At 72.4% G+C, this 24,931-nt stretch carries 21 protein-coding genes; 15 read left to right on the top strand and 6 right to left on the bottom strand.

Annotated features, from left to right (window positions below; translation table 11 throughout):
- The first annotated feature begins 38 nt into the window (after nucleotides 1-38).
- Both ACTWQF_RS07365 and ACTWQF_RS07360 read left to right on the top strand, forming a co-directional pair.
- Nucleotides 39-1,124 carry a cation diffusion facilitator family transporter gene (locus tag ACTWQF_RS07365; protein ID WP_443278244.1) on the top strand — a complete coding sequence of 362 codons (1,086 nt, stop codon included), beginning with the start codon at nucleotides 39-41 and terminating at the stop codon, nucleotides 1,122-1,124.
- Nucleotides 1,125-1,729: 605 nt separating this feature from the next.
- The gene (locus tag ACTWQF_RS07360) at nucleotides 1,730-3,682 is read left to right on the top strand and encodes an AMP-dependent synthetase/ligase (RefSeq protein ID WP_443278242.1); all 1,953 of its coding nucleotides are present in this window, start codon (nucleotides 1,730-1,732) and stop codon (nucleotides 3,680-3,682) included.
- 19 nt (nucleotides 3,683-3,701) lie between these two features.
- Here ACTWQF_RS07360 and ACTWQF_RS07355 read toward each other — a convergent pair whose 3' ends face one another.
- On the bottom strand, nucleotides 3,702-5,201 hold the full coding sequence (locus tag ACTWQF_RS07355; protein ID WP_443278240.1) for a 3-hydroxyacyl-CoA dehydrogenase: 1,500 nt from the start codon (nucleotides 5,199-5,201) through the stop codon (nucleotides 3,702-3,704).
- Nucleotides 5,202-5,425: 224 nt separating this feature from the next.
- Here ACTWQF_RS07355 and ACTWQF_RS07350 point away from each other — a divergent pair, with 224 nt between their 5' ends.
- Both ACTWQF_RS07350 and ACTWQF_RS07345 read left to right on the top strand, forming a co-directional pair.
- On the top strand, nucleotides 5,426-6,352 hold the full coding sequence (locus ACTWQF_RS07350; protein WP_443278238.1) for a LysR family transcriptional regulator: 927 nt from the start codon (nucleotides 5,426-5,428) through the stop codon (nucleotides 6,350-6,352).
- Nucleotides 6,353-6,395: 43 nt separating this feature from the next.
- Nucleotides 6,396-7,637 carry an acetyl-CoA C-acetyltransferase gene (locus tag ACTWQF_RS07345; protein WP_443278236.1) on the top strand — a complete coding sequence of 414 codons (1,242 nt, stop codon included), beginning with the start codon at nucleotides 6,396-6,398 and terminating at the stop codon, nucleotides 7,635-7,637.
- Between the two features lie 190 nt (nucleotides 7,638-7,827).
- Here the strand turns inward: ACTWQF_RS07345 and ACTWQF_RS07340 are convergent, their stop codons facing one another.
- A complete protein-coding gene (locus ACTWQF_RS07340) occupies nucleotides 7,828-8,784 on the bottom strand; it encodes a helix-turn-helix domain-containing protein (RefSeq protein WP_443278234.1) in 957 nt (318 codons plus the stop codon).
- Nucleotides 8,785-8,999: 215 nt separating this feature from the next.
- Here ACTWQF_RS07340 and ACTWQF_RS07335 point away from each other — a divergent pair, with 215 nt between their 5' ends.
- Together ACTWQF_RS07335 and ACTWQF_RS07330 are read left to right on the top strand one after the other, a co-directional pair.
- The gene (locus ACTWQF_RS07335; RefSeq protein WP_443278232.1) at nucleotides 9,000-10,475 is read left to right on the top strand and encodes a glutamine synthetase; all 1,476 of its coding nucleotides are present in this window, start codon (nucleotides 9,000-9,002) and stop codon (nucleotides 10,473-10,475) included.
- Nucleotides 10,476-11,630, top strand: a complete 1,155-nt coding sequence (locus ACTWQF_RS07330) for an amidohydrolase family protein (RefSeq protein WP_443278230.1) — start codon at nucleotides 10,476-10,478, stop codon at nucleotides 11,628-11,630. It begins immediately after the preceding gene.
- A 78-nt stretch (nucleotides 11,631-11,708) separates the two neighbouring features.
- Here ACTWQF_RS07330 and ACTWQF_RS07325 read toward each other — a convergent pair whose 3' ends face one another.
- The 3 genes from ACTWQF_RS07325 to ACTWQF_RS07315 form a co-directional block, all read right to left on the bottom strand.
- Nucleotides 11,709-12,224: a lytic polysaccharide monooxygenase auxiliary activity family 9 protein gene (locus tag ACTWQF_RS07325; RefSeq protein ID WP_443244768.1), complete on the bottom strand. Its 516-nt coding sequence runs from the start codon at nucleotides 12,222-12,224 to the stop codon at nucleotides 11,709-11,711.
- Between the two features lie 148 nt (nucleotides 12,225-12,372).
- Nucleotides 12,373-13,452 carry a PP2C family protein-serine/threonine phosphatase gene (locus ACTWQF_RS07320; protein WP_443278228.1) on the bottom strand — a complete coding sequence of 360 codons (1,080 nt, stop codon included), beginning with the start codon at nucleotides 13,450-13,452 and terminating at the stop codon, nucleotides 12,373-12,375.
- 201 nt (nucleotides 13,453-13,653) lie between these two features.
- On the bottom strand, nucleotides 13,654-14,526 hold the full coding sequence (locus ACTWQF_RS07315) for an NmrA family NAD(P)-binding protein (RefSeq protein ID WP_443278226.1): 873 nt from the start codon (nucleotides 14,524-14,526) through the stop codon (nucleotides 13,654-13,656).
- A 223-nt stretch (nucleotides 14,527-14,749) separates the two neighbouring features.
- On the opposite strand from ACTWQF_RS07315, the gene ACTWQF_RS07310 reads away from it, so the two are divergent.
- From ACTWQF_RS07310 to ACTWQF_RS07300, 3 genes are all read left to right on the top strand, one after another.
- Nucleotides 14,750-16,477, top strand: a complete 1,728-nt coding sequence (locus ACTWQF_RS07310) for an AMP-binding protein (RefSeq protein WP_443278224.1) — start codon at nucleotides 14,750-14,752, stop codon at nucleotides 16,475-16,477.
- 38 nt (nucleotides 16,478-16,515) lie between these two features.
- Nucleotides 16,516-17,466, top strand: a complete 951-nt coding sequence (locus tag ACTWQF_RS07305) for a LuxR C-terminal-related transcriptional regulator (protein ID WP_443278222.1) — start codon at nucleotides 16,516-16,518, stop codon at nucleotides 17,464-17,466.
- A gap of 193 nt (nucleotides 17,467-17,659) precedes the next feature.
- Complete coding sequence (locus tag ACTWQF_RS07300; RefSeq protein WP_443278220.1) at nucleotides 17,660-18,661, top strand: LacI family DNA-binding transcriptional regulator; 1,002 nt, start codon at nucleotides 17,660-17,662, stop codon at nucleotides 18,659-18,661.
- 186 nt (nucleotides 18,662-18,847) lie between these two features.
- Here the strand turns inward: ACTWQF_RS07300 and ACTWQF_RS07295 are convergent, their stop codons facing one another.
- Nucleotides 18,848-19,024: a hypothetical protein gene (locus tag ACTWQF_RS07295; RefSeq protein WP_443278218.1), complete on the bottom strand. Its 177-nt coding sequence runs from the start codon at nucleotides 19,022-19,024 to the stop codon at nucleotides 18,848-18,850.
- A 136-nt stretch (nucleotides 19,025-19,160) separates the two neighbouring features.
- Here ACTWQF_RS07295 and ACTWQF_RS07290 point away from each other — a divergent pair, with 136 nt between their 5' ends.
- Genes ACTWQF_RS07290 through hypD form a run of 6 tightly spaced genes read left to right on the top strand, consistent with a single transcriptional unit; the run spans nucleotide 19,161 to nucleotide 24,810 of the window.
- The gene (locus ACTWQF_RS07290; protein WP_443278217.1) at nucleotides 19,161-19,730 is read left to right on the top strand and encodes a hydrogenase maturation protease; all 570 of its coding nucleotides are present in this window, start codon (nucleotides 19,161-19,163) and stop codon (nucleotides 19,728-19,730) included.
- A gap of 46 nt (nucleotides 19,731-19,776) precedes the next feature.
- Nucleotides 19,777-20,157, top strand: coding sequence for a hydrogenase maturation nickel metallochaperone HypA (gene hypA / locus ACTWQF_RS07285; protein ID WP_443278215.1), 381 nt, complete (start codon nucleotides 19,777-19,779; stop codon nucleotides 20,155-20,157).
- A 4-nt stretch (nucleotides 20,158-20,161) separates the two neighbouring features.
- Nucleotides 20,162-20,908 carry a hydrogenase nickel incorporation protein HypB gene (hypB, locus tag ACTWQF_RS07280; RefSeq protein WP_443278213.1) on the top strand — a complete coding sequence of 249 codons (747 nt, stop codon included), beginning with the start codon at nucleotides 20,162-20,164 and terminating at the stop codon, nucleotides 20,906-20,908.
- Nucleotides 20,895-23,318, top strand: coding sequence for a carbamoyltransferase HypF (gene hypF / locus ACTWQF_RS07275; protein WP_443278211.1), 2,424 nt, complete (start codon nucleotides 20,895-20,897; stop codon nucleotides 23,316-23,318). The genes hypB and hypF overlap by 14 nt, the downstream gene beginning before the upstream one ends.
- Before the next feature lie 23 nt (nucleotides 23,319-23,341).
- The gene (locus ACTWQF_RS07270) at nucleotides 23,342-23,686 is read left to right on the top strand and encodes a HypC/HybG/HupF family hydrogenase formation chaperone (RefSeq protein ID WP_443278209.1); all 345 of its coding nucleotides are present in this window, start codon (nucleotides 23,342-23,344) and stop codon (nucleotides 23,684-23,686) included.
- A complete protein-coding gene (gene hypD, locus ACTWQF_RS07265) occupies nucleotides 23,683-24,810 on the top strand; it encodes a hydrogenase formation protein HypD (RefSeq protein WP_443278207.1) in 1,128 nt (375 codons plus the stop codon). Before ACTWQF_RS07270 ends, hypD begins: the two co-directional genes overlap by 4 nt.
- The last annotated feature ends 121 nt before the right edge of the window (nucleotides 24,811-24,931 follow it).

The raw sequence follows: 24,931 nt of genomic DNA, 5'->3' as shown, positions 1-24,931 counted from the left end.
CCCCCGACCAGAGGCCGGGGAGTCACGAAGGGTCACCGATGGGGAGGACTGACGTGGACGCGAGAGACAAGCACGACAGCGCGCAGCCGGGCCATGGGCACGGGCACAGCGGGAACGGGCACTCGCACGCCGGGCACACGCACGGCGTCTCGGTCGAGGCCGACCGTCGCTGGCTGTCGATGGCGCTCGCGCTGATCCTCGCGTTCATCGTCGTCGAGGCGGCCATCGCCGTGCTGGCGGGCTCCCTCGCGCTGCTGTCGGACGCGGTACACATGCTCACCGACGCGGTCTCGATCGTGCTGGCGCTGGTCGCGATGCAACTGTCGGCGCGGCCCGCACGCGGTGGTTACACCTTCGGGCTCAAGCGGGCCGAGATCCTCTCCGCCCACGCGAACGGGCTCACCCTGATACTGGCCGCCGTCTGGCTGGGCTACGAGGCCGTACGCAGGCTGATCAGCCCGCCCGAAGTGACCGGCTGGATGGTGGTGGCCACGGCGCTGGTGGGCATCGTGGTGAACCTCCTGGCCACCTGGTGCCTGTCGCGGGCGAACCGCTCCTCGCTCAATGTCGAGGGCGCCTACCAGCACATACTCAACGATCTGTTCGCCTTCATCGGCACCGCGGTGGCCGGTTTCGTCGTCCTGGTCACCGGCTACGCGCGGGCCGACGCCATCGCCACGCTGCTCGTCGTCGGGCTGATGCTGAAGGCCGGCTACGGGCTGCTGCGCGACTCGAGCCGCATCTTCCTGGAGGCGGCACCGGTCGGCCTCGACCCGGACGAGGTGGGCGACGAACTCGCCGCGGCCGAGTCGGTGACCGAGGTGCACGACCTGCACATCTGGACGATCACCTCAGGCGAGCCCGCGCTGTCGGCGCACGTTCTGGTGGAGCCGGGCGGCGACTGTCACCGGGTCCGCCGCGACCTGGACCGCATGCTGGCCGAGCGGCACGGCCTGACCCACACCACGCTACAGATCGACCACGCGGACCGGCTGCCGGCCGGCGCCCACGCGCTGTCCGCCGCTCCCGCCGCTGCGGGGCACTGCGCGGACCCGCCGTCCGCTGCGGAGCACTGCGCGGACCCGCACGGCCCTGTGCACCACGACGGGCCGCACGAGCACTGAGGCGCGGCGGGGGGCCGCGCGAGCACCGAGCCCGTACGGAGAGGGGCCGTTCGGCCCCTGCTGGGCGGGACGGGTGTGGGGCAATCTGAGGAAGTCCTCGGGCGTCTCCCCGTCAGACGCCCGGGCCTGTGCCACCGCTGGGCAGCCGCCCGCGGCCTGTGGGGGGTCCGCGGGCGGCATTCAGCGGCCCCGATCCTCGGCGGGCCCGCTGCCAGTGGAGGCTCGGCGGGGATGACGGCGATCCGGAGCCGGAGGGCTGCGTCTCGTCCGAGCAGCCGGGGGGAGGCTCGGGCCACCCGGATCGCCGACCCCGCCATGCCGTTATCCGGCGGATCTTGCCGCGTGGATTTTGCCGCTCCCCCTCCGTTGTGCCGGTGAGGGGATGCCCCTGGCCCGACGCACGCGGACTGCGGGCGCGTTGTGGCTTGTCGCGCAGTTCCCCGCGCCCCTTCGGGGCGCAACCCCCATGCCGGGTAAGCATCGAATCTCTCTGTCCCGGGCATTGATTTCTCCTTACGCATGAGTAAGTTGACTGTCCTGTCACCAAGCGCAGCGCGCGCAGCGCATCGGCACCACACCCGCACCCGCGAACAGGAGCCGAAGAGATGGGCGTCTGGAAGGACCTCAGGACAGCGAAACGGCGCGGCGACCTGGCGTCACGTGGCCCGGTGAAGGTGATCAAGGAGGACGGCGCCGTACGCGAGGCACGTGCCGAGCCCCTGGTCCCGCCCGTCACCTCCGGAAGCCTCGCCGACCTCCCCTTCACCAACGCCGAAGAAGCACCCGACACGGTCGTCATCCGCCGCAAGGTCGGGGACGAATGGCTCCCGGTGTCCGCCGCCGAGTTCGCCCGCGAGGTCGCCCGGACGGCGAAGGGGCTGGTCGCGGCGGGGCTGGAGCCCGGGGACCGGGTCGGGCTGATGTGCCGTACGCGGTACGAGTGGTGTGTGCTGGACTTCGCCGTCTGGGCGTCGGGCGGCCAGACGGTGCCCATCTACGCCACCTCCTCCACCGAGCAGATCGAGTGGATCCTGCGTGACTCGGGCGCGGCCTTCCTGTTCGTCGAGACGGCCGAGCACGCCGCCACCGCCGAACCCGCGCTGGCGGCGCAGCCGCGGCGGCCACGGCTGTGGCAGATCGACCCGGTCGCGGGCTCCCGGCCCGCGCTCGCCCAACTCGCCGACGACGGGCGGCAGATACCCGACACCGAGCTCACCGAGCGCCGCTCTGCCCTCGGCCCCGACACCGACGCCACCCTCTGCTACACCTCAGGCACCACCGGCAAGCCCAAGGGATGCGTGCTCAGCCACGGCAATCTGCACGCCGAGGCCGCCAACACCGTCGAACTGCTGCACCCGGTCTTCAAAGAGGTCACCGGCCAGACGGCTTCCACCCTGCTCTTCCTGCCCCTCGCGCACATCCTGGGCCGCACGATCCAGATCGCCTGTCTGTACGCCCGGATCGAGTTCGGGCACTGCCCCAGCATCAAGCCTGACGAACTCCGCCCCGAACTGCGCTCCTACCGGCCGACGTTCGTCGTCGGCGTGCCCTACCTCTTCGAGAAGATCCACGATACGGGGCGGGAGACGGCGGAGAAGCTGGGGCGTGGCTCCTCCTTCGACCGCGCCGACCGGATCGCGGTGCGCTTCGGCGAGGCGTATCTGCACAAGTTCCTGGGCACCGGCAACGGGCCTTCGCCGGGGCTGTATCTGGCCTGGAGCCTGTACGACCTGCTGGTCTACCGGCGTATCCGCAAGGAGTTGGGCGGCAGACTGCGCTATGCCATCAGCGGCGGCTCACCGCTGGACCGCCGCCTCAGCCTGTTCTTCTACGCGGCCGGCATCGTCATCTACGAGGGCTACGGGCTCACCGAGACGACTGCCGCCGCCACCGTCACGCCACCGCTCGGCCCGCGCCCGGGCACCGTCGGCCGCCCGGTACCGGGCACGGCGGTACGCATCGCGGACGACGGCGAGGTGCTGATCAAGGGCGGCATCGTCTTCGGCTCGTACCGGAACCGGCCGGAGGCGAGCGCCCAGGTGCTGTCCGACGGCTGGTTCGCCACCGGTGACCTCGGGGAGCTGGACGAGGACGGGTATCTGACCATCGTCGGCCGCAAGAAGGACATCCTCATCACCAGCGGCGGCAAGAACGTCTCCCCCGCTCCGCTGGAGGACCGGCTGCGCAGCCGTCCACCGGTGGCACAGTGCATGGTCGTCGGCGACGGCCGCCGTTACGTGAGCGCGCTGGTCACCCTCGACCCGGAGGCGGTCGCACACTGGCTCCGGGTGCGCAAGCGGCCCGCCGACACCCCGCTCGCCGAGCTGCGTGACGACCCGGAGATGGTCGCCGCGGTGCAGCGGGCCGTCGACTACGCGAACGAGGCGGTCTCCACCGCCGAGTCCATCCGCCGATTCCGCATCGTCGACGGCGAGTTCACCGAGGAGAACGGGCTGCTGACCCCGTCCCTGAAGGTGAAACGGCAGGCCGTGGCCGAGGCGTACGCGGCCGAGATCGACGCCCTCTACAGCGAACGGAGCCCCGAGCACGGCCGGTGAGGTGCCGGGGGTGCGGGCCTCACTCCGGGAGGGGCGGCATCGGTGTGCTCAGCGGGAGGCCGAGGCTCGCCCGGTGGGTGAGCCAGGGAGTGGGGCGGTAGCGAGGGTCGCCCGTTTCGGTGTGGAGGGCCCGCAAGAGGGAGCACATGCGGGCCCCTCCCACCGTGTCGGCCCAGGCCAGCGGGCCCCGCGGATAGCCGAGGCCGAGGGTGACGGCCACGTCGATATCGGCAGGCGCGGCGATTCCGCGCTCGGCGATGCCGGTGGCGACGTTCACGATCGACGCCAGCAGCCGCTGGGCGACGGAGCCGGCGGTGTCCCGTACGACGGACACCGCATGACCGCCCCGGGCGAGCACGGCGACGGCGTCCCGTACGGCGTCCTCCCGCGTGGCGGCCGTCACCGCCAGTACCCGGCGCGGGGTGCCGAGCGACAGCGGATCCACCCCCAGGGTGCGCTCCGCGGGCAGTCCGCTCTCCGCGATCGCGGTCGCCACCGAGGTGCCCCAGGTCGGCACCAGGACCAGGGCATCGTCCGGCGAAGCCGCCGCGGAGGCGAGTTCGGCGAGTTCGGCGCCGGTGACGCGAACGGCCCGCGCGGGGTCGCCGCCCTCGACCCGGGGTTCGGGCAGCGAGGGCCCCGCCTCCCCCTCTCCGTACGCGTAGAAGCCCCGCAGGGACTTGCGCCCGTACCGCCCGGCCGCGACCCGGTTGGCCGGCAGATAGGAGGGGCGCAGCCGATCCGCGTGACGGAAGCCGTCCCAGACGGTGTCCATCACAGAAGCCGTCACATCCAGCCCCGTCAGGTCCATCAGTTCGAACGGCCCCATGCGCAGCCCGAGTACGTCACGGGCGATCCGGTCGATCGCGGCGTGCCCCGCGACCGACTCCTCCAGCAGCGCGAACGCCTCGGTCACCAGTCCGCGCCCCGCGTGGTTGACGAGGAAGCCGGGGGTGTCGGCCACCGTGACCGGCCGGTGCCCCGAGTCCGCCACGAGTGCGGCCAGCATCTCGGGCACGCCCTCGCGGGTGGCGGCGCCGGGCACCACCTCGACCAGCTTCATCAGAGGCACGGGGTTGAAGAAGTGCAGCCCGGCCAGCCGCCCGGGGTCGGCGAGCCGGGCGCCGATCCGGGTGACGGACAGCGACGACGTATTGGTGGCGAAGACGGTCGAGTCGGGCAGCACCCGCTCCAGGCCGGTGAACAGCTCCGCCTTGACCTCGAGGTCCTCCAGCACTGCCTCGATCACCAGCTCCGGAGCATCGCCGTCCGCGGCGGGGTCGGACGCGGAGTCATAGGGCGAGTCCAGTGCCACCAGCGCTGCCACCGCGCGGTCGGCCGCCGCGCGGCTCGTCCGGCCCTTCTCCACCGCCCGCTCCAGCATGGCGCGGACGAACGAGACGGCGTCGGCCACCGCTTCGGGCCGCGCGTCGGCAAGTTCCACCGTGTGTCCGGCCGTGACGGCCCACTGTGCGATGCCGCGCCCCATGGTGCCGGCTCCGACCACCCTGATCCGCATGAACGGCTCCCTCTCCTCACTGCGCGCGGTCGCACGTTGCCAGCGACGGCATTGATCTGCGTCCAGGACCAAATTAGAGTCTTTTTGAGACGAACAACAGATCAGTGGCCCAGGCAGCCACCCCTTACCGAAGCCCCTTCGCCCTGCCGAAGCCCCTTCGCCGAAGCCGCCCTGTCTCGAAGCCGCCCCCTCTCGAAGCCGCCCCTCCCGAAAGTGAGCCCGCCGTGGAGCTGCGCTACCTCGCCGCGTTCGTCGCCGTGGCCGAGGAGCTGCACTTCGGCCGGGCCGCCAAGCGGCTGCGTATGGCTCAGCCGCCGCTCAGCCAGCAGATCCGCCAGCTGGAGAAGGAGCTTGGGGCGCAGCTGTTCGAGCGCAGCACCCGCTCGGTGCGGCTGACCAGCGCGGGCGAGTCCTTTCTGGCACCGGTCCGCAAGGTGCTGGCCGATCTGGACGCCGCCACCCGGGTCGCCAAGGCCGCGGGGCGCGGTGAGTTCGGCCGGGTGAGCGTCGGCTTCGCGGGGGCCTCCAGCCACACCGCCCTTCCCCTGCTGACCCGCGCAGTCCGCACCGCGCACCCCGGTATCGAGCTGGTCATGCAGGGCCAGAACTATGCGAACCGGGCCCTCGCCCGGGTCGCAGAGGGCTCCCTCGACCTCGGTTTCGTCCGGCTGCCGGTGGCCCGGCCGGGCGTGGAGACCCGGGTGATCGCCGAGGAGGAACTGATCTGCGCGCTCGCCTCCGACCATCCGCTGGCCCGTCAGGAGCGGGTCGACGTCGCTGACCTGGCAGGCGAGCCGTTCGTCAGCTTCCCGGCCGACACCGGCTCCAGCCTGCGCGATGTGACGTTCCAGACCTGCGAGCGCGCGGGGCACATCCCACGCGTCGTGCAGGAGGCGCCGGACTCGTACACGATTCTCGCGCTGGTCGCGATGGGCGTCGGGGTCACCCTCACGCTCACCTCCTGCACCCACATCCAGCAGACCGGCCTGGCCTACCGCCCGCTGGCGGGGCCGCCCGTGGTGCTCCGTCCGGCGCTCGCCTGGCGCCCTGACAACCCGTCCGCCGCGCTGCGCAGCGTGCTCGACGTGGCCCGCGAGGTCCTGCCCACCCCTCCCGCACACTCCGGGGACCAGCGACGCGAGACCGAGTGACCGACGCAGCCCGCCCCCTCATCGAAGCCGGAAAGGCCACAGCATGTCCGTCAGCTCCGACAGCCCCGACATCGTCATCTGCTCCCCCCTGCGCACCCCCATCGGCCGGTTCGGCGGCGCGCTGGCGGGGCAGCGCCCGCAGACGCTGGCAGCCCTGCTGATCTCCGAGACCGTGTCGCGTACGGGCATCGACCCGGCCCGGGTCGACGAAGTGATCCTCGGCCACGCCTACCCCACCTCGGAGGCTCCGGCCCTGGGTCGGGTGGCCGCGCTGGACGCGGGCCTGCCCGAGTCGGTGACGGGCACTCAGATCGACCGGCGCTGCGGTTCAGGGCTTCAGGCGGTGCTGGACGCCGCGATGCAGATACGGGCCGGGTTCAGCGAGGTCGTCATCGCGGGCGGCGCCGAGGTGATGAGCGCGGCGCCGTACTACACCCACGAGGGCCGCTGGGGCATCAAGGGCCCGGGGCTGACACTGAACGACTCCCTCGCCCGCGGCCGGATCACCGCGGGCGGCGAGAACCATCCGGTACCCGGCGGGATGATCGAGACGGCCGAGAATCTGCGCCGGGAGTTCTCCGTCAGCCGCGAGGAGCAGGACGCGCTGGCGCTCCGTTCCCAGCAGCGCGCCGGACGGGCGCTGGCCGAGGGCAGGTTCGAGGCGGAGACGGTGCCGGTGACCGTACGGACCCGCAAGGGCGAGACGCGTATCGACACGGACGAGCACCCCCGCCCGGACACCACCGCCGAACAGTTGGCCGGGCTGCGGCCCGTACGGCTCAGGGAGGACCCGGAGGCCACCGTGACCGCGGGCAACGCCAGCGGCCAGAACGACGCGGCGGCCGCCTGCCTGGTCACCGGCGCGGAGACCGCCGAGCGGCTCGGGCTGCGGCCGCTGGTGCGGCTGGTCTCCTTCGCCCGGGCAGGCGTGCCCGCCGCGACGATGGGCCTGGGCCCGGTACAGGCCACCCGGGACGCGCTCGCCAGGGCCGGGCTCGGACTGGCGGACATGGACCTCATCGAGCTGAACGAGGCGTTCGCCGCGCAAGTCCTCGCCTGCACCCGCGCTCTCGGGCTGACCGAACGGGACCACGAGCAGCGGATCAACGTCAACGGCTCCGGGATCTCCCTCGGCCACCCGGTGGGCGCCACCGGCGCGCGCATCCTGACGACTCTGGCCCACGAGATGCAGCGCCGTGACGCCCGCTACGGCCTGGAAACCATGTGCATCGGCGGCGGCCAGGGCCTCACCGCCATCTTCGAGCGCCTCCCCGACGCGGGCTGACTTTGCGGGGTTCCGGCACGGGGTGCCCCTGCTCGCTGTTCGCGGACTGCGGGTGCGTTCTGGCTGGTCGCGCAGTTCCCCGCGCCCCTTACGGGGCGCATCCCCCTCTGTGCTTGGGAGGTCTGCGCCAGAGGCGCAGGGCTGGCAAGCGCAGCCCCGATGCCGGGTACGCAAGTGCTGCGGTCACGCCCTAGTGGCTGGCGACGCGCACCGACGACTCGTCCGGCAGCTCGTCGGCGATCTGCCGCAGCATGTCGCGGGTCTGGGACGGCGGCATCGAGCGGGTCACCAGACGATCGGTGACGCGGCGGTACGCCTCGATGTCGGCGTCGTCCTCGAGGTAGGTGGCGCTGTGCAGCTGCTCCAGGTAAACGATGTCGGGCAGTTCGCTCTCGGGCAGCCGCAGCAGCGTGACGGGGCCACCCGCTGCTGCGTGTCCGCCCGCGCTGAACGGCATGATCTGCACCGTCACATGCGGCAGTTCGCTCATCGCGCTCAGATGCCGCAGCTGGGCCCGCATCGTGGCGGCTCCGCCGACGGGGCGGCGCAGCGCGGCCTCGTCGATGACGGCCCACACATGCGGGGCGCGGGGACCGTAGAGGATCTGCTGGCGCCGCATCCGCAGGTCGACACGGCGCTGGATGCCCGCCTCGGGCTCCTCGCCGTGGGCCAGTTCGATGACGGCGCGGGCGTACCCGCTGGTCTGGAGGAGGCCGGGCACGAACTGCACCTCGAAGGTGCGGATCACGCTGGCCGCCTGCTCCAGGCCCAGGTAGCTGTGCAGCCAGCGGGGCACGACCCCTTGGAAGGAGTGCCACCAGCCGGGCGTGTTGGCCTGCTGGGCCAGCGCGGTCAGTACCGCGCGCTCGCTCTCGTCCGTGACGCCGTAGATGGTGAGCAGGTCCTCGACGTCCCGCAGGGCACAGCCGATGCGGCCCTGCTCCAGATCCTGGATCCGCTGATGGGTGACCCGAATGGCCTCCGCGGCCTCCCGGCGGGATATGTATTGTGCCTCGCGCAGCCTCCGCAGTCTGATCCCCAGCACCATCCGGGGCACCGCCGGGGAGGCGCCGCCCCCTTCCGTCGTACCGTTCTGCACGGCGTCTCTGGCGGCCGGCTCACCGCCAGTGACGTCAGTGATGCGCATACCGCTGCTCCCGTACCGTAGCCGCATTGGTCTCGCCACCTTCCAAGTTTCCCTCCCCGCTCCGATGTGGCCTCATTGGGGTACCTGCCCAACTAGCCCTGAAGTCAGGCACGTCGTACCCAGGCTTGTTGCCGTTGGCACATCCCGGGCGGCTTGAGGGCTCCCGGCGCACGGCGACTTGCCCTGATCGCGAACGGGGAGTAAACGCCTCGTGCATGGGAACGACACGGCGGACGCCGGCCGGCGAAACGGACACGGCAGCGCGGACCACATCGGACAAGACGGGGCAACCCGGCCATCGACGGGAGCGGGACCCCGGGCCCGCCCAGGAGCGGGCCCGTGCCGCCGCGGAGCGGCTCACCCTGGCCGGAGTGCACGGCACGGCGCTCACCTGGGTGGACAACGCGGGGCTCACCCGGGTCAAGGCCGTACCGGCGAACCGGCTGCCGCAGGCCGTCGGCGCAGGCGTGGGCATGTCCCCGTGCTTCGACGTCTATCTGGTCGACGACTCCATGACGGCCAGCGAGCACATCGGTGGCCCTGACGGGGATCTGCGACTGGTTCCGGATCTGGACCGGCTGACGGTGCTCTCGGCGCAGCCCGGCTGGGCCTGGGCGCCGGTGGACCGCTACGAGCAGGACGGCCGGCCGTACGCGGCCTGCCAGCGGGGATTCGCACGGCGGATGGCCGAACGGGCACTGGCCGAGCACGGCATCGAGCTGCGTACGGGGTTCGAGACCGAGTGGGTGGCCGTGCGCGGCCCGCTGCCGGGAGCGGGCGGCGAGCCGGTGTATCCGACGAGCGGCCCGGCCTACGGCATGGCGAGGCTGGTGGAGACCTCGGACTATCTGCGCGACATCCTCGCGGCGCTCACCGCGCAGGAGATCGAGGTTCTCCAGATCCACCCCGAGTACGCCGCGGGCCAGTTCGAGGTGTCGGTCGCACCGTCCGACCCGGTGGGCGCCGCCGACCTGGCGGTGCTGGTGCGGGAGACGGTACGCGCGGTCTCGCTGCGGCACGGGCTGACCGCGTCGTTCGCGCCGGTGGTCGACCCGGGCGGGGTGGGCAGCGGGGGGCATCTGCATCTGAGTCTGTGGCGGGACGGCCGCAATCTGTGCGCGGGCGGCGAGGGGCCGTTCGGGATGACGCGGGAGTGCGAGGCGTTCCTGGCCGGTGTGTTGCGGGAACTGCCGGCGCTGCTGGCGCTCGGCGCCCCCTCCCTCGCCAGCTATCTGCGGCTGCGCCCGTCCCGCTGGGCGGGCGCCTTCCAGTGCTGGGGCCTGGAGAACCGGGAGGCCGCGCTCCGCTTCATCGCGGGCAGCGGTTCCGCCGCGGACAGCGCGAACGCCGAGGTCAAGTGTGTGGACTCGGCGGCCAATCCGTATCTGCTGGTGGGCGGCGTCATCGCGGCGGGGCTTGCCGGTCTCGGTACGCTCACCGGCGCAGAGCCGGCCGCCGCCCGGTTGCCCGCACCTGTGACGGGCGACCCGGTGCAGTTGGACCCCATGCCCCGGCCGCTGCCTGGCTCGCTCGGCGATGCACTGGCACACTTCGAGAACTCCCAGGTGCTGCGCCCGGCCTTGGGTGAACCACTGTTCGGCGCCATTCGCGCGGTGCGCGCGGGCGAGATCGAGCTGTTCGAGGGAACGAGCGAGCAGGAGATCGCCGCCGCGACCCGGGGGAGGTACTGAATGCCGACGTCTGCGCCCGCGTTCCCGCCGCTGATCGATCAGCACTGCCACGGAGTGCTCCGGGTCGGCCCCGACCCGGCCGCGTTCGAGGGCTATCTGACGGAGGCCCACGTCCCGCGGCGCCCGGCCCCTGCCGTCGGCGCCACGGCGGAGGAGACCGGCCCTCCATTCAGCTACTTCGACACCCAGCTGGGCTTCGCCGTACGGCGCTGCTGCGCACCGGTGCTCGGCCTGGATCCGCACTGCGAGCCGGCGGCGTATCTGCGCCGGCGTGCCGAGCTGGGCACCACGGAGGTGACCGGCAGGCTGCTGCGCGCCAGCGGTATCTCCGCGTTCCTCGTGGACACCGGGCTGCCCGGCCCGCTGCTCACCCCGGGCGAGCTGGCCGAGACGGCGTCCGCGGAGGCCCACGAGATCGTCCGTCTGGAACGGCTGGCCGAGCGGGCTGCGGACACCGCGCGCGACACCCACACCTTTCTGGCCGAGGTCTCCGACGGCGTACGCGAAGCGGCCCGCACGGCACGCGGCTTCAAGTCCGTGGTCGCCTACCGCTGCGGCCTGGACCTCGACCCCGCGCCTCCCGGCACCTCGGAGATCTACGCCGCGGCCGACCGCTGGCTGGCCTCCCGGGTGCAGGGCGGCAGGCTCTCCGACCCCGTATTGGAGCGGCATCTGCTGTGGTCGGCCGTACGGACCGGGCTCCCCCTCCAGCTGCACACCGGCTTCGGCGACCCGGACCTGCGCCTGGACCGCTGCGATCCACTGCTGCTGACCGACTTCATCCGCGCGGCAGCCCCCTACGGCGCCCCGCTGATCCTCCTCCACTGCTACCCCTACCACCGCGGCGCCGGCTATCTGGCCGCCGTCTTCCCCCACGTCTACGCCGATTTCGGCCTCACCCTCACCCACACCGGCGCCCGCGCCCGCCAGGTGCTCGTGGAGCTGCTCGAACTCACCCCGTTCGGCAAACTCCTCTTCTCCACCGATGCCTACGGCATCCCTGAGCTGTACCTGGTCGGCGCCCGTCTCTTCCGCGAGGCGATGACCGACCTGACGGAACAGTGGGTGGAACGGGACGAGTGGTCACCGTCGGACGCGCAACGAGTGACGGCAATGATCGCGGGCGGCACGGCGAGGCGGCTCTACGGCCTATAACGCTGTACAGCCCACAACCAACAAAGGCGCCCCTCGCCACCGCGGAAACGGCAGCGAGAGGCACCTTCAAGGCGAACCTCAACCAATGTTCACGTCGACGCACGCGTAAAACGCGTTCGCGGTGTCGGCGACGTTCCACACCGCCAGCACGGTCTGCCGGCCCGAGTGGTTGCCGAAGTCGACGTTGTGCGACAGCTGCGACGGCGGCTGCTCGCCGCCCTGGTCGAACTCCGCGATCTTCTGGCCGTCGATGAAGTACTGCCAGGTGGTCGTGCGGTGTGCCGCGGTCAGCGTCCAGTTGAAGGTCGCGGACTTGCCGACGTCGGCCACGTTCCAGCCGTGGTTGTCGTCGCGCAGCTCGGCCCACTCGTCGTGGCCGCCCGCGCAGTCCTGGAGCCCCTTGGGACCCTCGACGCTCTGCGGCTCGTACTTGATGGAGCCGCACTCGACGACTCCGGCGGCGCACTGGGCCTGCCGGCTGGCCGGGTCGCTGACGTACCCATGGGCGCTGGCGGGGGTCACGGAGAGGCCGAGGACGAGCAGGGGGGAGAGTCCGGCACCGATGAGCGCGGCCAACTTCCTTTTCTTGTGCATGTCAACTCCTTCGGCGGCAGGACCGGCACACCCAGGCACACATCGGCCGGTCCCGGTGGGGGCATCCGATTGGTCTAGACTTTAACCACTGTCCGTCCACGGTCAAGACATCGGACACCACCGATGACAGACAGCCGGGAAGCCCCCCTCACATACCGCGGGTGAGCACCAACACCGCCATGTCGTCCTGCCGTTGGCCTCCGGTCCACTCGGTGACCGCCTTCACCAGCGCGTCGGCCAGTTCGTCCGCGCGGCGCAGTCCGGTGCCGCCGAGCCCCCGCTGTACGTCGAAGAATTCGCCCTCGGCGTTGCGGGCCTCGGTGACCCCGTCGGTGACCAGCACCAGCGAGTCGTCGGGTGCGAACGGGAAGGTCTCCTCGACGGGCGCGCCGTTCGGGGAGACGAGCCCGGTGGAGAGCGGCAGTTCGGGGTGGGTCGGCTCCAGACAGGTGACGCCGCCGCCGTGCAGCAGATAGGGCGGCGGATGGCCCCGGTTGAGCACGGTGATCGTGTCGCCGCTGGGCGGGATCTGGACGAGCAGCGCGGTGACGAACCCCTCGATGTCGTCATCCGTGTCCCGGCGCCGCTCGCCCTCCCGGTCCAGGGCCCGGTCGAGCCGGTCGGCCAGGTCGTGCAGGGTCGGGGCGTGTTCGGCGGCCTCGCGGAAGGCGCCCACCGCGACCGAGACGGCGGAGACGGCGGGCAGCCCCTTGCCGCGCACGTCGCCGATCATCGCCCGGATGCCGAACGGGGTCTCCTGGAGCGCGTACAGGTCACCGCCGATCGCGGCGCCGATCTGGGCAGCCACATAGCGGTCGGCCACCGTGAGCGGCCCCACGTCGGTGGGCGGCGCGGGCAGCACCGCACGCTGCGCCGCCTCGGCGACGTTCAGTGCGACGGCCAGATTGCGGCCCTGCCGGTCGACGAGCCACTTGATCCACAGTCCGACGAGACTGACGACCAGCACCGCGGCCACATCGGTGAGCAGTTCCGGCTGGTCGCGGCCCGCGTATCCGGCCGCGCCCGCCGCCGCCAGGCATGCCGCGAACGCGAACAGCGCGCTGGACCGGAAGGAGTAGCTCATGCCCGCCACCATCGAGGTGCAGGCCAGCAGCGGCAGCCCGTAGTACGGCTTGGGGCCGAACACGTTCGCCGCCACACCGCCGAGCAGCAGCAGCGGCGGTGCCACATACGGCACTCTGCCCAGTCCATCCGCGGGGCCGCCCACCCTGCCCTCCCTGTCCCTGTCCGTCCGACGCGTACGCAGAGCCGGCGCCCTGTCGTGGCGATTCTCCCATTTGAGTACATTTCCGCACTGTCATGGTGAAACGGGAGGGCAGGACAGGGCGGCGGAGGCACCCGCGACCCCTGAGCCTGCCGGGGTGCGGGCGCCGAGATTCACCCGTTCGGTCCGCGAGCCGCTCCGGGCTCACAGCAAGGGGCGCAGCTGCTCCCAGGCCCAGGAGCCCAGCGTGGTGGGCGTGGTGGTCAGCGGCGTCCTGGCGTCCTCCGGTTCGAAGCCGTCCCGCATCCACGCCGACATCCCCACGAAGCCCTCCACCTGCTTGTCCCCCAGCCCGGCTGCCCGCAGTGTCGCGCGCAGGTCGTCGTCGGAGATCCGCTCGGCACGTACCGGGCGACCGAGCACGGCGCCGAGCACAGCGGCCGCCTGCACATAGGTCAGATCCTCGGGGCCGTGCACCGCTTGGACCTGCCGTCCGCTCCAGGCGCCCGACAGCAGCCGGGCGACGGCGACGTCACCGATGTCGCGCGGGTCGACCCAGGGCATCGGGTGGTCCAGCGGCAGCGTCGTACGCAGCACGCCGTCCTCGCGCAGCGTGGCCACCTCGCCCAGCAGGTTGGTGTAGAAGAAGCCGCAGCGCAGGTGGAGCACCGTCGCCCCGGTCGCGTCCAGCAGCTCCTCGGTACGGCCGAGCCCGTCGATCTCCCCCGCACCCGACCGCAGCTCGGCGCCGCCGCTGCTGAGGAAGACGGTGCGGCCGATGCCGTTCTCGCGCACTGCCCGCGCCGCGTTCGCACCCATCCTGGCGTACCCGGCCACCGGGTCCTCGTCGCCGGTCGGCGGGTCCACCCAGAACAGCGCCTCGGCGCCCTCCGTGGCCCGTACGACCGCGTCCCCGTCGCCCTGGTCGCAGCGGACGACATCCGCGCGCTCGCGCACGTCCGCCGCCAGCCGGGCCGGGTCGCGTACCAGCAGAGTGGGGCGGACCCCGGCCTGGAGCAGCAGCTGGACGACGCGTGAGCCAACGTGCCCGGTGGGTGTGGTCACCGCGATCTTCATGATTCTCCGCATCCTGTTCCGGATCGTTCGTGGTCTGTGCCGTTGGTGGTCTGTGCCGTTCGTCGGTCTGTGCCGATCGTCAGCCAAGACGATCCGGCGGCGGACCACGACCGGTTTCCGGCCCGGCGCGGCGGCCCGCTACCCCCGGCCGGGGGTAGCGGGCCGGTTCGTACGGCCGGTATGTGTGACGCACGACACCCGGCAGACCTCGTGGAGGCCCACCGTGCCCGCATCCGCACCGCACCGTGCGCACCGCGCCGAGCGCAGTTACGCCTCAGGACCGTCGACGACCCCGCTGCTGGGCGACACCATCGGGGAGAACCTGGACCGCACCGTCGCCATGCACCCGGACCGCGACGCGCTGGTGGACGTGGGCAGCGGACGGCGGTGGAGTTACCGGGAGTTCGCCGCCGACGTCGAAGCGCTCGCCCTCGGTCTGCACGGACTGGGCATCCGCAAGGGCGACCGGGTGGGCGTCTGGGCTCCCAACTGTCCGGAGTGGACGCTGGTGCAGTACGCGACGGCGAAGCTCGGCGCGATCCTCGTCAACATCAACCCCGCCTACCGGGCGCACGAACTGGGCTACGTGCTCGGTCAGGCGGGCATCCGCACCCTCGTCGCCGCCCGCAGTCACAAGGGCTCCGACTACGCGGCGATGATCGAGCAGGTGCGCGGCGAGTGCCCGGCCCTGACGGACGTGGTGCTGATCGGCGACGGCGACACCTCCCGGACGGACTCCGGGGGAGGGTGGGCCGAGCTGCTCGCCTCCGGCCGGGCGCAGGAGGGTCCGCGTAGCCGTACGGTGCTGGACGGCATCGCCGCCACCCTCTCCGCCGACGACCCGGTCAACATCCAGTACACCTCCGGCACCACGGGCTTCCCCAAGGGCGCCACCCTCTCCCACCACAACATCCTCAACAACGGCTACTTCGTCGGCGAGCTGTGCAGCTACACGGAGGCCGACCGCATCTGCCTGCCGGTGCCCTTCTACCACTGCTTCGGGATGGTGATGGGCAATCTGGCGGCCACCAGCCACGGCGCGTGCATGGTGATCCCGTCCGCCGCCTTCGAGCCGAAGGCTGCCCTGCGCGCGGTGCAGCAGGAGCGCTGCACCGCGCTCTACGGGGTGCCGACGATGTTCATCGCCGAGCTGGCCGACCCCGACTTCGCCTCCTTCGACCTGAGCAGCCTGCGCACCGGCATCATGGCCGGGTCGCCGTGCCCGGTCGAGGTGATGAAGCAGGTCATCGAGCGGATGGGGATGGCCGAGGTGTCGATCTGCTACGGCATGACGGAGACCTCCCCCGTGTCCACCCAGACCCGCGCCGACGACTCGGTCGAGCGACGGGTGGCGACCGTGGGCCGGGTCGGCCCACACCTGGAGGTCAAGATCGTCGATCCGGAGACCGGCCGCTGCCTGCCTCGCGGCGAGCCCGGCGAACTGTGCACCCGCGGCTACTCGGTGATGCTCGGCTACTGGGAACAGCCCGAGGCCACAGCGCAGGCCGTCGACGCGGCGCGCTGGATGCACACCGGGGACGTGGCGGTGATGGACGCCGACGGGTACGTCAGTGTCACGGGCCGGATCAAGGACGTGGTCATCCGCGGCGGCGAGAACATCTATCCCAGGGAGATCGAGGAGTTCCTGTACACCCATCCCGATGTCCTCGACGCGCAGGTCGTCGGGGTGCCCGACGAGCGCTACGGTGAGGAACTGATGGCGTGGATACGGATGCGGGAGGGTGCGGCACCGCTCACGGCCGAGGACGTACGCGGGTTCTGCAGCGACAGGCTCGCCCACTACAAGGTCCCGCGCTATGTGCATGTGGTCGACGCCTTCCCGATGACCGTGACGGGCAAGGTACGCAAGGTCGAGATGCGGGAGAAGTCGATCGAACTGCTGGGCCTGGCACCCCGCACCGGCCCCGATGAGACCACGCCACCTAACTGATCGCCGACTGATCGCCGTTCCGCAGGGAGGAGTCGAGGTTGCCTTCACCCGACCGTTCCCGTTCCCACGCCCGCTCCCTCGGCGGGCCGGTGCCCTTCCCCCGGCCCCCGCTGCGGCCGGACGACACCGACGCGTTCCGGCACGCCCTCAGCCTGGCGCGGCACCACACGGGTGTGCGCACGGTCTTCGGCGGCGAGGTGTCCGACGGGGCGCTGCGCCTGACGGAGTTCGCCGGGACGCTGACCGACTCCATGCGCGGCCTGCGGGTGGTCCCGGGCCGGGGGCTGGGCGGCTACGTCCTCGCGCACCACCGCCCGTACGCGGTCAACGACTATGTACCGGCGACGACGATCACCCACGACTACGACAGCCCCGTGCGCCGTGAGGGCATCCGCGCGATAGTGGCCGCACCGGTGACCGTGCAGGGCGGGGTGCGGGGCGTGCTCTACGCCGCCACCCGCGACGCGGCGCCGCTGGGGGACCGTACGACCGCTGCGCTGATGAGCGCCGCACGGCGGCTGGCGAGCGAGATCGCCGTACGCGACGAGGTGGCCCGGCGCGTGCGGCTGCTGGAGACCGCCGCCGAAGCCCCCGCCGCCGAACCCTCGGCTCCCGGGCTCGACGCGCTGCGGGACCTGCACGCCGAACTGCGCGGCATCGCCCAGCAGATCGAGGACACGGCGCTGCGCGACAGGCTGCGGCACGCCTGCGACAGGTTCCTGCGCGCCGGGATCGAGACCGGGACCGGGACCGGCCCCGGTGCACCGCAGGACGCCGGCCAGGGCGCGGACCGCCCGCGCCTGACGCCGCGCGAACTCGACGTCCTCTCGTACGTCGCCCTCGGCTGCACCAACGCCGAGGCCGCCCAGTACCTGGACCTGGAGCCGGAGACGGTCAAGGCGTATCTGCGCAGCGCCACCCGTAAGCTCGGCGTCCACAGTCGCCACCACGCGGTGGCGACCGCGCGTCGGCACGGCCTGCTGCCCTGAAGCGGCGGGTCCTCCCTGCGGGTCCTCGGGGGGCTCGAGGGACGGGGAGAAATCGATTTCTTCTCGTAGCTACGCCGATGTACCTGCGTCTTGCCACAATCGCCGCCGCGCGGCGGGAGGTTGTCCCGGCGACCGGTTGAAATCCATTTCAGGCACAGTAGAGTGCACTCGGCGGCGAAAGTGAGGGAGACCGGTGGCAACCATCAGCGATGTGGCGCGCGCCGCCGGGGTCTCCCCCGCGACGGTCTCCCGCGTCTTCAACGGGGGCCGGGTCACCGCGGACCGCGCGCGGCGGGTGCGCGAGGCGGCCGACGCGCTCGGCTTCTCGCCCAACCGGGTCGCCCGCTCCCTGCGCGTCCAGCGGGCCAGCGTCATCGGCCTGCTGATCCCCGACATCGCCAACCCGTTCTTCACCGCTCTCGCCCGCGGGGTGGAGGACGCGGCGCAGCGCACCAATCTCTCCGTCGTCCTCTGCAACACCGACGAGGACGTGGACAAGGAGCGCCGCTACCTGGAAGTCGCCCTCGCCGAGCAGATGGCCGGTGTCGTGGTGGCCGCCGCGTCCCGTAAACGCACCGATCTCTCGGCGCTGGCGGCCCGCGGTATGCCCGTGGTCGCGGTCGACCGCCGGCCGCGGGCAGCGCAGGTGGACGCGGTGATGGTCGACAACCAGCACGGCGCCGAGGAGGCCACGGCCCATCTGCTGGAGCGGGGCTACCGCAGGATCGCCTGTGTGACGGGCCCGGCGGGCGCCTCGACGTCGGAGGACCGCCTGGCGGGCTACCGCGCGGCACTGCGCGACGCGGACGTGTCCGACGACTGGATCCGCGCCCACACGCGGCACGCCGACTTCCGCGAAGAGGGCGGCTATACGGCGATGAAGGAGCTGCTCGGCCTTCGCATACCGCCGGACGCGGTCTTCGTGGCCAACAATCTGATGACCGTCGGCGCGCTGCGGGCGCTGCACGAGGCGGGCATCGAACCACCGGCCTTCGGTGTCCTCTCCTTCGGCGACGTGCCCTGGGCCTCCCTGGTCCGCCCGTCGCTGAGCACCGTCCATCTGCCCGCCTACGACCTGGGCGAGGCCGCCGCGACACTCCTCCAGGAACGCATCGCCGGTTCCGCCAAACCCCTCCAGACGGTGGTCCTGCGCACCGCCCTGGAACCCCGGAGCAGTACCGCGGGCCCCGGCTAGCCCCGATCGGCGGATCGACTCGGGGCGGGGTCGTTCGTTAACCCTCACATGATCACTGCACAACGACACCCCCTTCCGTCCCTGGCAACACCGCTGCACCACGGAGAGGCGGGCGCGCGATGAGCAAGCGGCAGAAAGGACGCAAGCACCGCAAGGTCAACCGCACCCCGCGCCCGGTCGGCTCCGTCACCCCGGCGAGGGCCACCCGGGCGACAGCGACCAGCCGGGCGGCGGCAACTCGGGCACCGGCAGCCCGCCCCGAAGCACCCGCGCCCCGCCCGGCACCGGCACCGGAGTCCGCACCCGCATCCGCCCTCGCACCCGCACCCGCACCCGCACCCGCACCCGCACCGGAACCTTCACCCGCCCCTACGTCGGCGTCCGAACCGGAATCCGCACCGGAATCCGCAGCGGAATCCGCGCCCACCACCGAGGCGGTGAGTGAGCTCTTCCGTACGCCCGCGCGTGACGGGGGGCTCGGGCAGAGTGCGGGCCGTACGTGGGACCGCGTACGGGCGGCGGGCGCGTCGGGTACGACAGTCGAGGAGCTGTCGATGGACGCGGGCAGCGGCTGGCCCGCCACCCGCTGCCCGCGTCCGTCGAGCTCCTCGACATCGGCGTGCGGGGCATCCACCTGGCCTACCAAGTGCTGGACGGCTGCGACACGCTGGTCCTGGTGGACGCCGTGCACCGCGGCGGCGCGCCCGGCACGGTGCGGCTGATCGAGGTGACCGGGCAGGACCGTGCGGCGCCGGCCGGGGTGCCGGTGGTGGACGGGCACCGTATGTCGCCGGATGCCGTGCTCGCTCTGCTGGAGACGCTGCGCGAGGGCATCGGCGGCTGCGTGCCCCGACGGGTGTTCGTCGTCGGCTGCGAACCCGCCGAGCTGGCGGAGGGCATCGGGCTCAGCCCGCCGGTGGCCGCCGCCGCTGACGAGGCGGTGGAGCTGGTGCTGCGGCTGCTGGAGGACGGACCCCCGGGCGCCCCGCAAGGCGGGGCGGCCGAACGGCGGACGGCCGCGCCGGACAGCGGCGTGGCGGCGAAGGGGCGGCCGTCGGCGCCCCTGTAATGGTGCGGGCCGCAGCCTGGTCCGCACCGCGCAGGGGAAGTGACCGATGCACGAGATGTCCATCGCGATGGCAGTGGTCTGCCAGGTCGAGGATGCGGCACGGGCACACGACGCCGTGGGCGTCGAGGCGGTCACCTTGCGCGTGGGCGAGCTCGCCGGCGTCGTCCCCGAAGCACTGCGTTTCTCGTTCGGTCTCGCCTGCGAAGGCACCGTGCTGGCCGGCGCCGAGCTGGTGACCGAGCACGTGCCGGGGCGCGCACGGTGTACGTCCTGCACGGATGAGTGGGCCACGGGCATGCCGCCGCGGCTGTGCTGCGAGCGGTGCGGCGACTCCCGTACCGAGCTGCTGTCCGGCCGTGAGCTGCGGATCGCCACCGTGCGGTGGGCCACCGGCTCGCGGCGTGCCCTAGCCCTTGAGGAGCTGTGAAGCCATGTGCCGCCTCGCCGATCTGCAACAGGCCGTGCTGGCGCGGAACGACGGCCGCGCCGAGCGGCTGCGCGCCGAGCTGACCGCGCGTGGGACAGCCGTCGTCAATCTGCTCTCCAGCCCGGGCAGCGGCAAGACGGCGCTGCTGGAGGCGGAGTTGCGGCTGGCGCGGGAGCGGGGTGTGCCGGCGGCCGCGCTGACCGCGGACCTGGCCACCGAGAACGACGCACGACGGCTGGCGCGCTCCGGGGCGCCCGTCAAGCAGGTGCTCACCGACGGGCTGTGCCACCTGGAGGCGGACATGCTCGCCGGGCATCTGAGCGGATGGCTGCCCGAGGGGACACGGCTGTTGTTCGTCGAGAACGTGGGCAACCTGGTGTGCCCTGCCTCCTACGACCTGGGCGAATCGCTGCGTGTGGTGCTGGCCTCGGTCACCGAGGGCGAGGACAAGCCGCTGAAGTACCCCACGGCTTTCGGGCTGGCGCAGCTGGTCGTCGTCACCAAGCAGGATCTGGCGCAGCCGGCCGGTTTCGACCGGGAAGCGTTCCTCGCCAACGTACGGCAGGTCAACCCCGGCGTGGAGGTCGTCGCCACCTCGGTACGGAGCGGGCTGAACCTGGGCGTGCTGCTGGAGCGGGCGCTTGCGGTGCGGGAGGGTGCCGCCGCGCACCGGCCGGTGATGGCCCGTCAGCCGACGCCGCACTCGCACCCGCACCCGCAGGCCGAAGAGCACGCGCATGTCCAAGGCTGAGGTCTCCGAGGCCACCGGCACATCCACCGCGGGGCGCAGCCGCGTCGAGATCAGGGGCGTGGTGCAGGGCGTGGGGTTCCGCCCGTATGTGTACGCGCTCGCCGGGCGGCTGGGGCTCTCCGGCCATGTCACCAACACCGGAGAGGGCGTGGTGGCCGAGGTGGAGGGCGCCTGGGAGGCGGTCGCCGCCTTCCGGGAGCGGGTCGGGGCCGAGGCGCCACCGCTGGCCGTCGTCGAGTCGGTGACGCACCAGCCGCTGCCTCCGCTGGGCACCTCGGGTTTCCGTATCGTCGCCTCCCGCTCGGGCGGGGCGCGCCGCACGCTGGTCGCGCCGGACACCGCCACCTGCGAGGCGTGTCTGCGGGAGATGACCGACCCCGGGGACCGCCGCTACCGGCACCCCTTCCTCACCTGCACCGAATGCGGGCCGCGCTTCACCATCGTCACCGGCCTGCCCTACGACCGGGCCAACACCACGATGGCGCGGTTCGCGATGTGCGAGCGGTGTGCCCGCGAGTACGACGATCCGGCCGACCGGCGCTTCCATGCCCAGCCGGTCTCCTGTCACGACTGCGGGCCGCGCGCCCGGCTGCTGGTGCCCGCTGCGCCGGATCCGGGCTGGACCGAACTCCCCGGCGACCCGGTCGCGGAGGCCCGGCGGCTGCTGGCGGGCGGCGCCGTCGTGGCGGTGAAAGGGCTGGGCGGCTACCACTTGGCGTGTGACGCGGGCAACGAGGAAGCCGTGCGGCTGCTGCGCCATCGCAAGGCACGCGGGGACAAGCCGTTCGCGGTGCTGGCCCGCGCGGTGGCCGACATCGAACACCTCGCCGTCGTCGGACCGGCCGAGCGTGCGCTGCTGACAGGCAGCCGCCGCCCGATCGTGCTGCTGCGCCGGCGTGCGCAGGCTGCCGTCGGCGGGCCCGCGCTCGCCGCCGCTGTGGCACCCGGGAGCCCCGATCTGGGCGTCATGCTTCCCTACACCCCGCTGCACCATCTGCTCCTGGGCGGGCTTCCCGACGACCCGCCGGGACCGCGGCTGCTGGTGCTGACCAGCGGCAACCTCGGCGGCGAACCCATCGTCACCGGCGAGGAGGAGGCACTGGAGCGGCTGGCGCATCTCGCGGACGCCTTCCTCACCCACGACCGGCCCGTCCAGGTGCCGTGCGACGACTCGGTGGTACGTGTCTGCGCGGGCCAGGAGCTGCCGGTACGCCGCTCGCGCGGGTACGCACCGCTGCCGCTCACCCTTCCGGTGCCGGTACGGCCCACGCTGGCGGTCGGCGGGGATCTGAAGAACACCTTCTGCCTCGGCCAGGGGCGGCACGCCTGGCTGTCGGCCCACATCGGCGACATGGACGACCTCGCGACACTGCGGGCTTTCGGGCGCGCCGAGCGGCAGCTGGAGGGCATCACCGGGGTCACCCCCGAGCTGCTGGTCGCGGACCGCCACCCCGGGTACCGGTCGGCGCGGTGGGCGGAACGGAACGCGGGCGGCCGGCCGCTGCGCCGCGTCCAGCACCACCACGCCCATATCGCCTCCGTCCTGGCCGAGCACGGGCTGGACGGCTCCCGGACCGTGCTCGGCGTCGCCTTCGACGGGACCGGGTACGGCGACGACGGCGCTGTGTGGGGCGGTGAGTTCCTGCTCGCGGACTACGACGGCTTCACCCGGTTCGCGCATCTGCGGTATGCGCCGCTGTCCGGCGGGGACGCCGCCGTCCGCCGTCCCTACCGCACTGCGCTGGCCCGGCTGTGGGCCGCGGAGCTCCCGTGGGATGCGGACCTGCCGTGCGTGGCGGCCTGCCCGGATGCCGAACGGCGCGTGCTGGAGCGCCAGTTGGAGCGCGGCATCGGCTGTGTGCCCGCCTCCAGCATGGGGCGGCTCTTCGACGCGGTGTCCTCGCTGGTGGGGGTCTGCCATCGGGCGGGCTACGAGGCGCAGGCGGCGATCGAACTGGAGGCGGCGGCTGCTGCGGCGCGCGGTGAAGAGGGGGACTATGCCTTTCCGCTGCGCCCTGGGGGTGCGGACGGCGCGCTGCTGGCCGATCCCGGGCCGCTGCTTGCCGCCGTGGTCGACGAGCTGCGCGCGGGGGTTGCGCGGCAGGTGATCGCGGCGCGCTTCCACGCGGCCGTCGCGGCGCTGGTCCGCCGTACCTGCGCGGCGGCGCGCGAGCGGTACGGGGTCGACACGGTGGCCCTGAGCGGCGGTGTGTTCGCCAACGCGCTGCTGTCCGAAGCCTGCCTCAGCGGGCTGCGCGCCGACGGCTTCACGGTGCTGCGGCACCGGCTGGTCCCGCCCGGGGACGGCGGGCTGGCCCTGGGGCAGCTCATGGTCGCGGCACGCGAGACGGCGGGCGGGACCGCACGCAGGGCAAGTTCCCCGCCGCCGGCCGGTTCAGCGGCGCACTGATCCACCGTCGATGAGGAGAGGCCATGTGTCTGGCGGTACCCGGCAAGGTCCTGCGGATCGAGGAGCGTGACGGCACCCGGATGGCGTCCGTCGACTTCGGCGGCGTGGTCAAGGAGGTGTGTCTGGAGTACGTGCCCGACCTGCGGGTCGGCGAATACACGATCGTCCACGTCGGCTTCGCGCTGCAACGGCTGGACGAGGAGTCGGCGCGGCAGACCCTCGAGCTGTTCGCGAACCTCGGGCTGCTGAAGGAGGAGTTCGGCGATCCCTGGCAGGCGGCGGAGGACGCACAGCGGGCCGAGGACGTACCGCGGCCCGGTGGCGCACAGCCGCCCGGCGACGAGGCACGGCGGGAGGTACGGCTGTGAAGTACCTCGACGAGTTCCAGGACCCGGAGCTGGCCGAACGGCTGCTGGAGGACATCCACGCCACCGTCACCAGGCCCTGGGCGCTGATGGAGGTGTGCGGCGGACAGACGCACTCCATCATCCGGCACGGCATCGACCAGCTGCTGCCCGACGAGGTCGAGCTGATCCACGGCCCCGGGTGCCCGGTGTGTGTGACCCCGCTCGAACTGATCGACAAGGCGCTGGAGATCGCGTCCCGGCCGGAGGTGATCTTCTGCTCGTTCGGCGACATGCTGCGGGTGCCGGGGACCGGCAGGGATCTGTTCCAGGTCCGTTCGGAGGGCGGTGACGTGCGCGTCGTCTACTCACCGCTGGACGCGCTGACCCTCGCGCGGGAGAACCCGGACCGCGAGGTCGTCTTCTTCGGCATCGGCTTCGAGACCACCGCCCCGCCCAACGCCATGGCTGTGCACCAGGCGGCGAAGCTGGGGCTGCGCAACTTCAGTCTGCTGGTCTCCCACGTGCGGGTACCGCCCGCCATCGAGGCCATCATGAGCGCGCCGGACTGCCGGGTGCGGGCTTTTCTGGCGGCCGGACATGTGTGCAGCGTGATGGGCACCGAGGAGTATCCGGCGCTGGCGGAGCGCTTCGAGGTGCCCATCGTCGTCACCGGGTTCGAGCCGCTGGACATCCTGGAGGGCGTACGCCGCGGTGTACGGCAGCTGGAGGCGGGCCGGCACACGGTCGAGAACGCCTATCCGCGCGCGGTCGTGGCTCAGGGCAACCCGGCGGCCAGGGCGATGCTGGACGAGGTGTTCACCACCACCGACCGCGGCTGGCGCGGCATCGGCGTCATCCCGGAGAGCGGCTGGCGGCTGGCGCCACGCTACCGGGAGTACGACGCGGAGTACCGCTTCAGCGTCGGCGGCATCACCACCCGGGAGCCCGCGGCCTGCCGCAGCGGCGAGGTGCTGCAAGGGCTGCTGAAGCCGCACGAGTGCGAGGCGTTCGGCACCGTCTGCACCCCGCGCAGCCCGCTCGGCGCCACGATGGTCTCCAGCGAGGGTGCCTGCGCCGCCTACTACCTCTACCGCCGGCTCGGCGGACCGACGACCGCGCCACTGGAGGCGAGCACCCTTGACTAGCACCGAGGCCATCGAGCCGGCGGCGGACGCCGGCCCCGACGCCGAAGCGGACGGCGCCGCCCGCCCCGCACCCGACTTCTCCGGCTGGACCTGCCCGGCACCACTGCGCGGCGGGCAGCGG

It is taken from the genome of Streptomyces sp. 8N114 (assembly GCF_052245835.1).
GTDB lineage: Bacteria > Actinomycetota > Actinomycetes > Streptomycetales > Streptomycetaceae > Streptomyces.
This window is presented reverse-complemented; position numbering and strand designations above follow the sequence as displayed.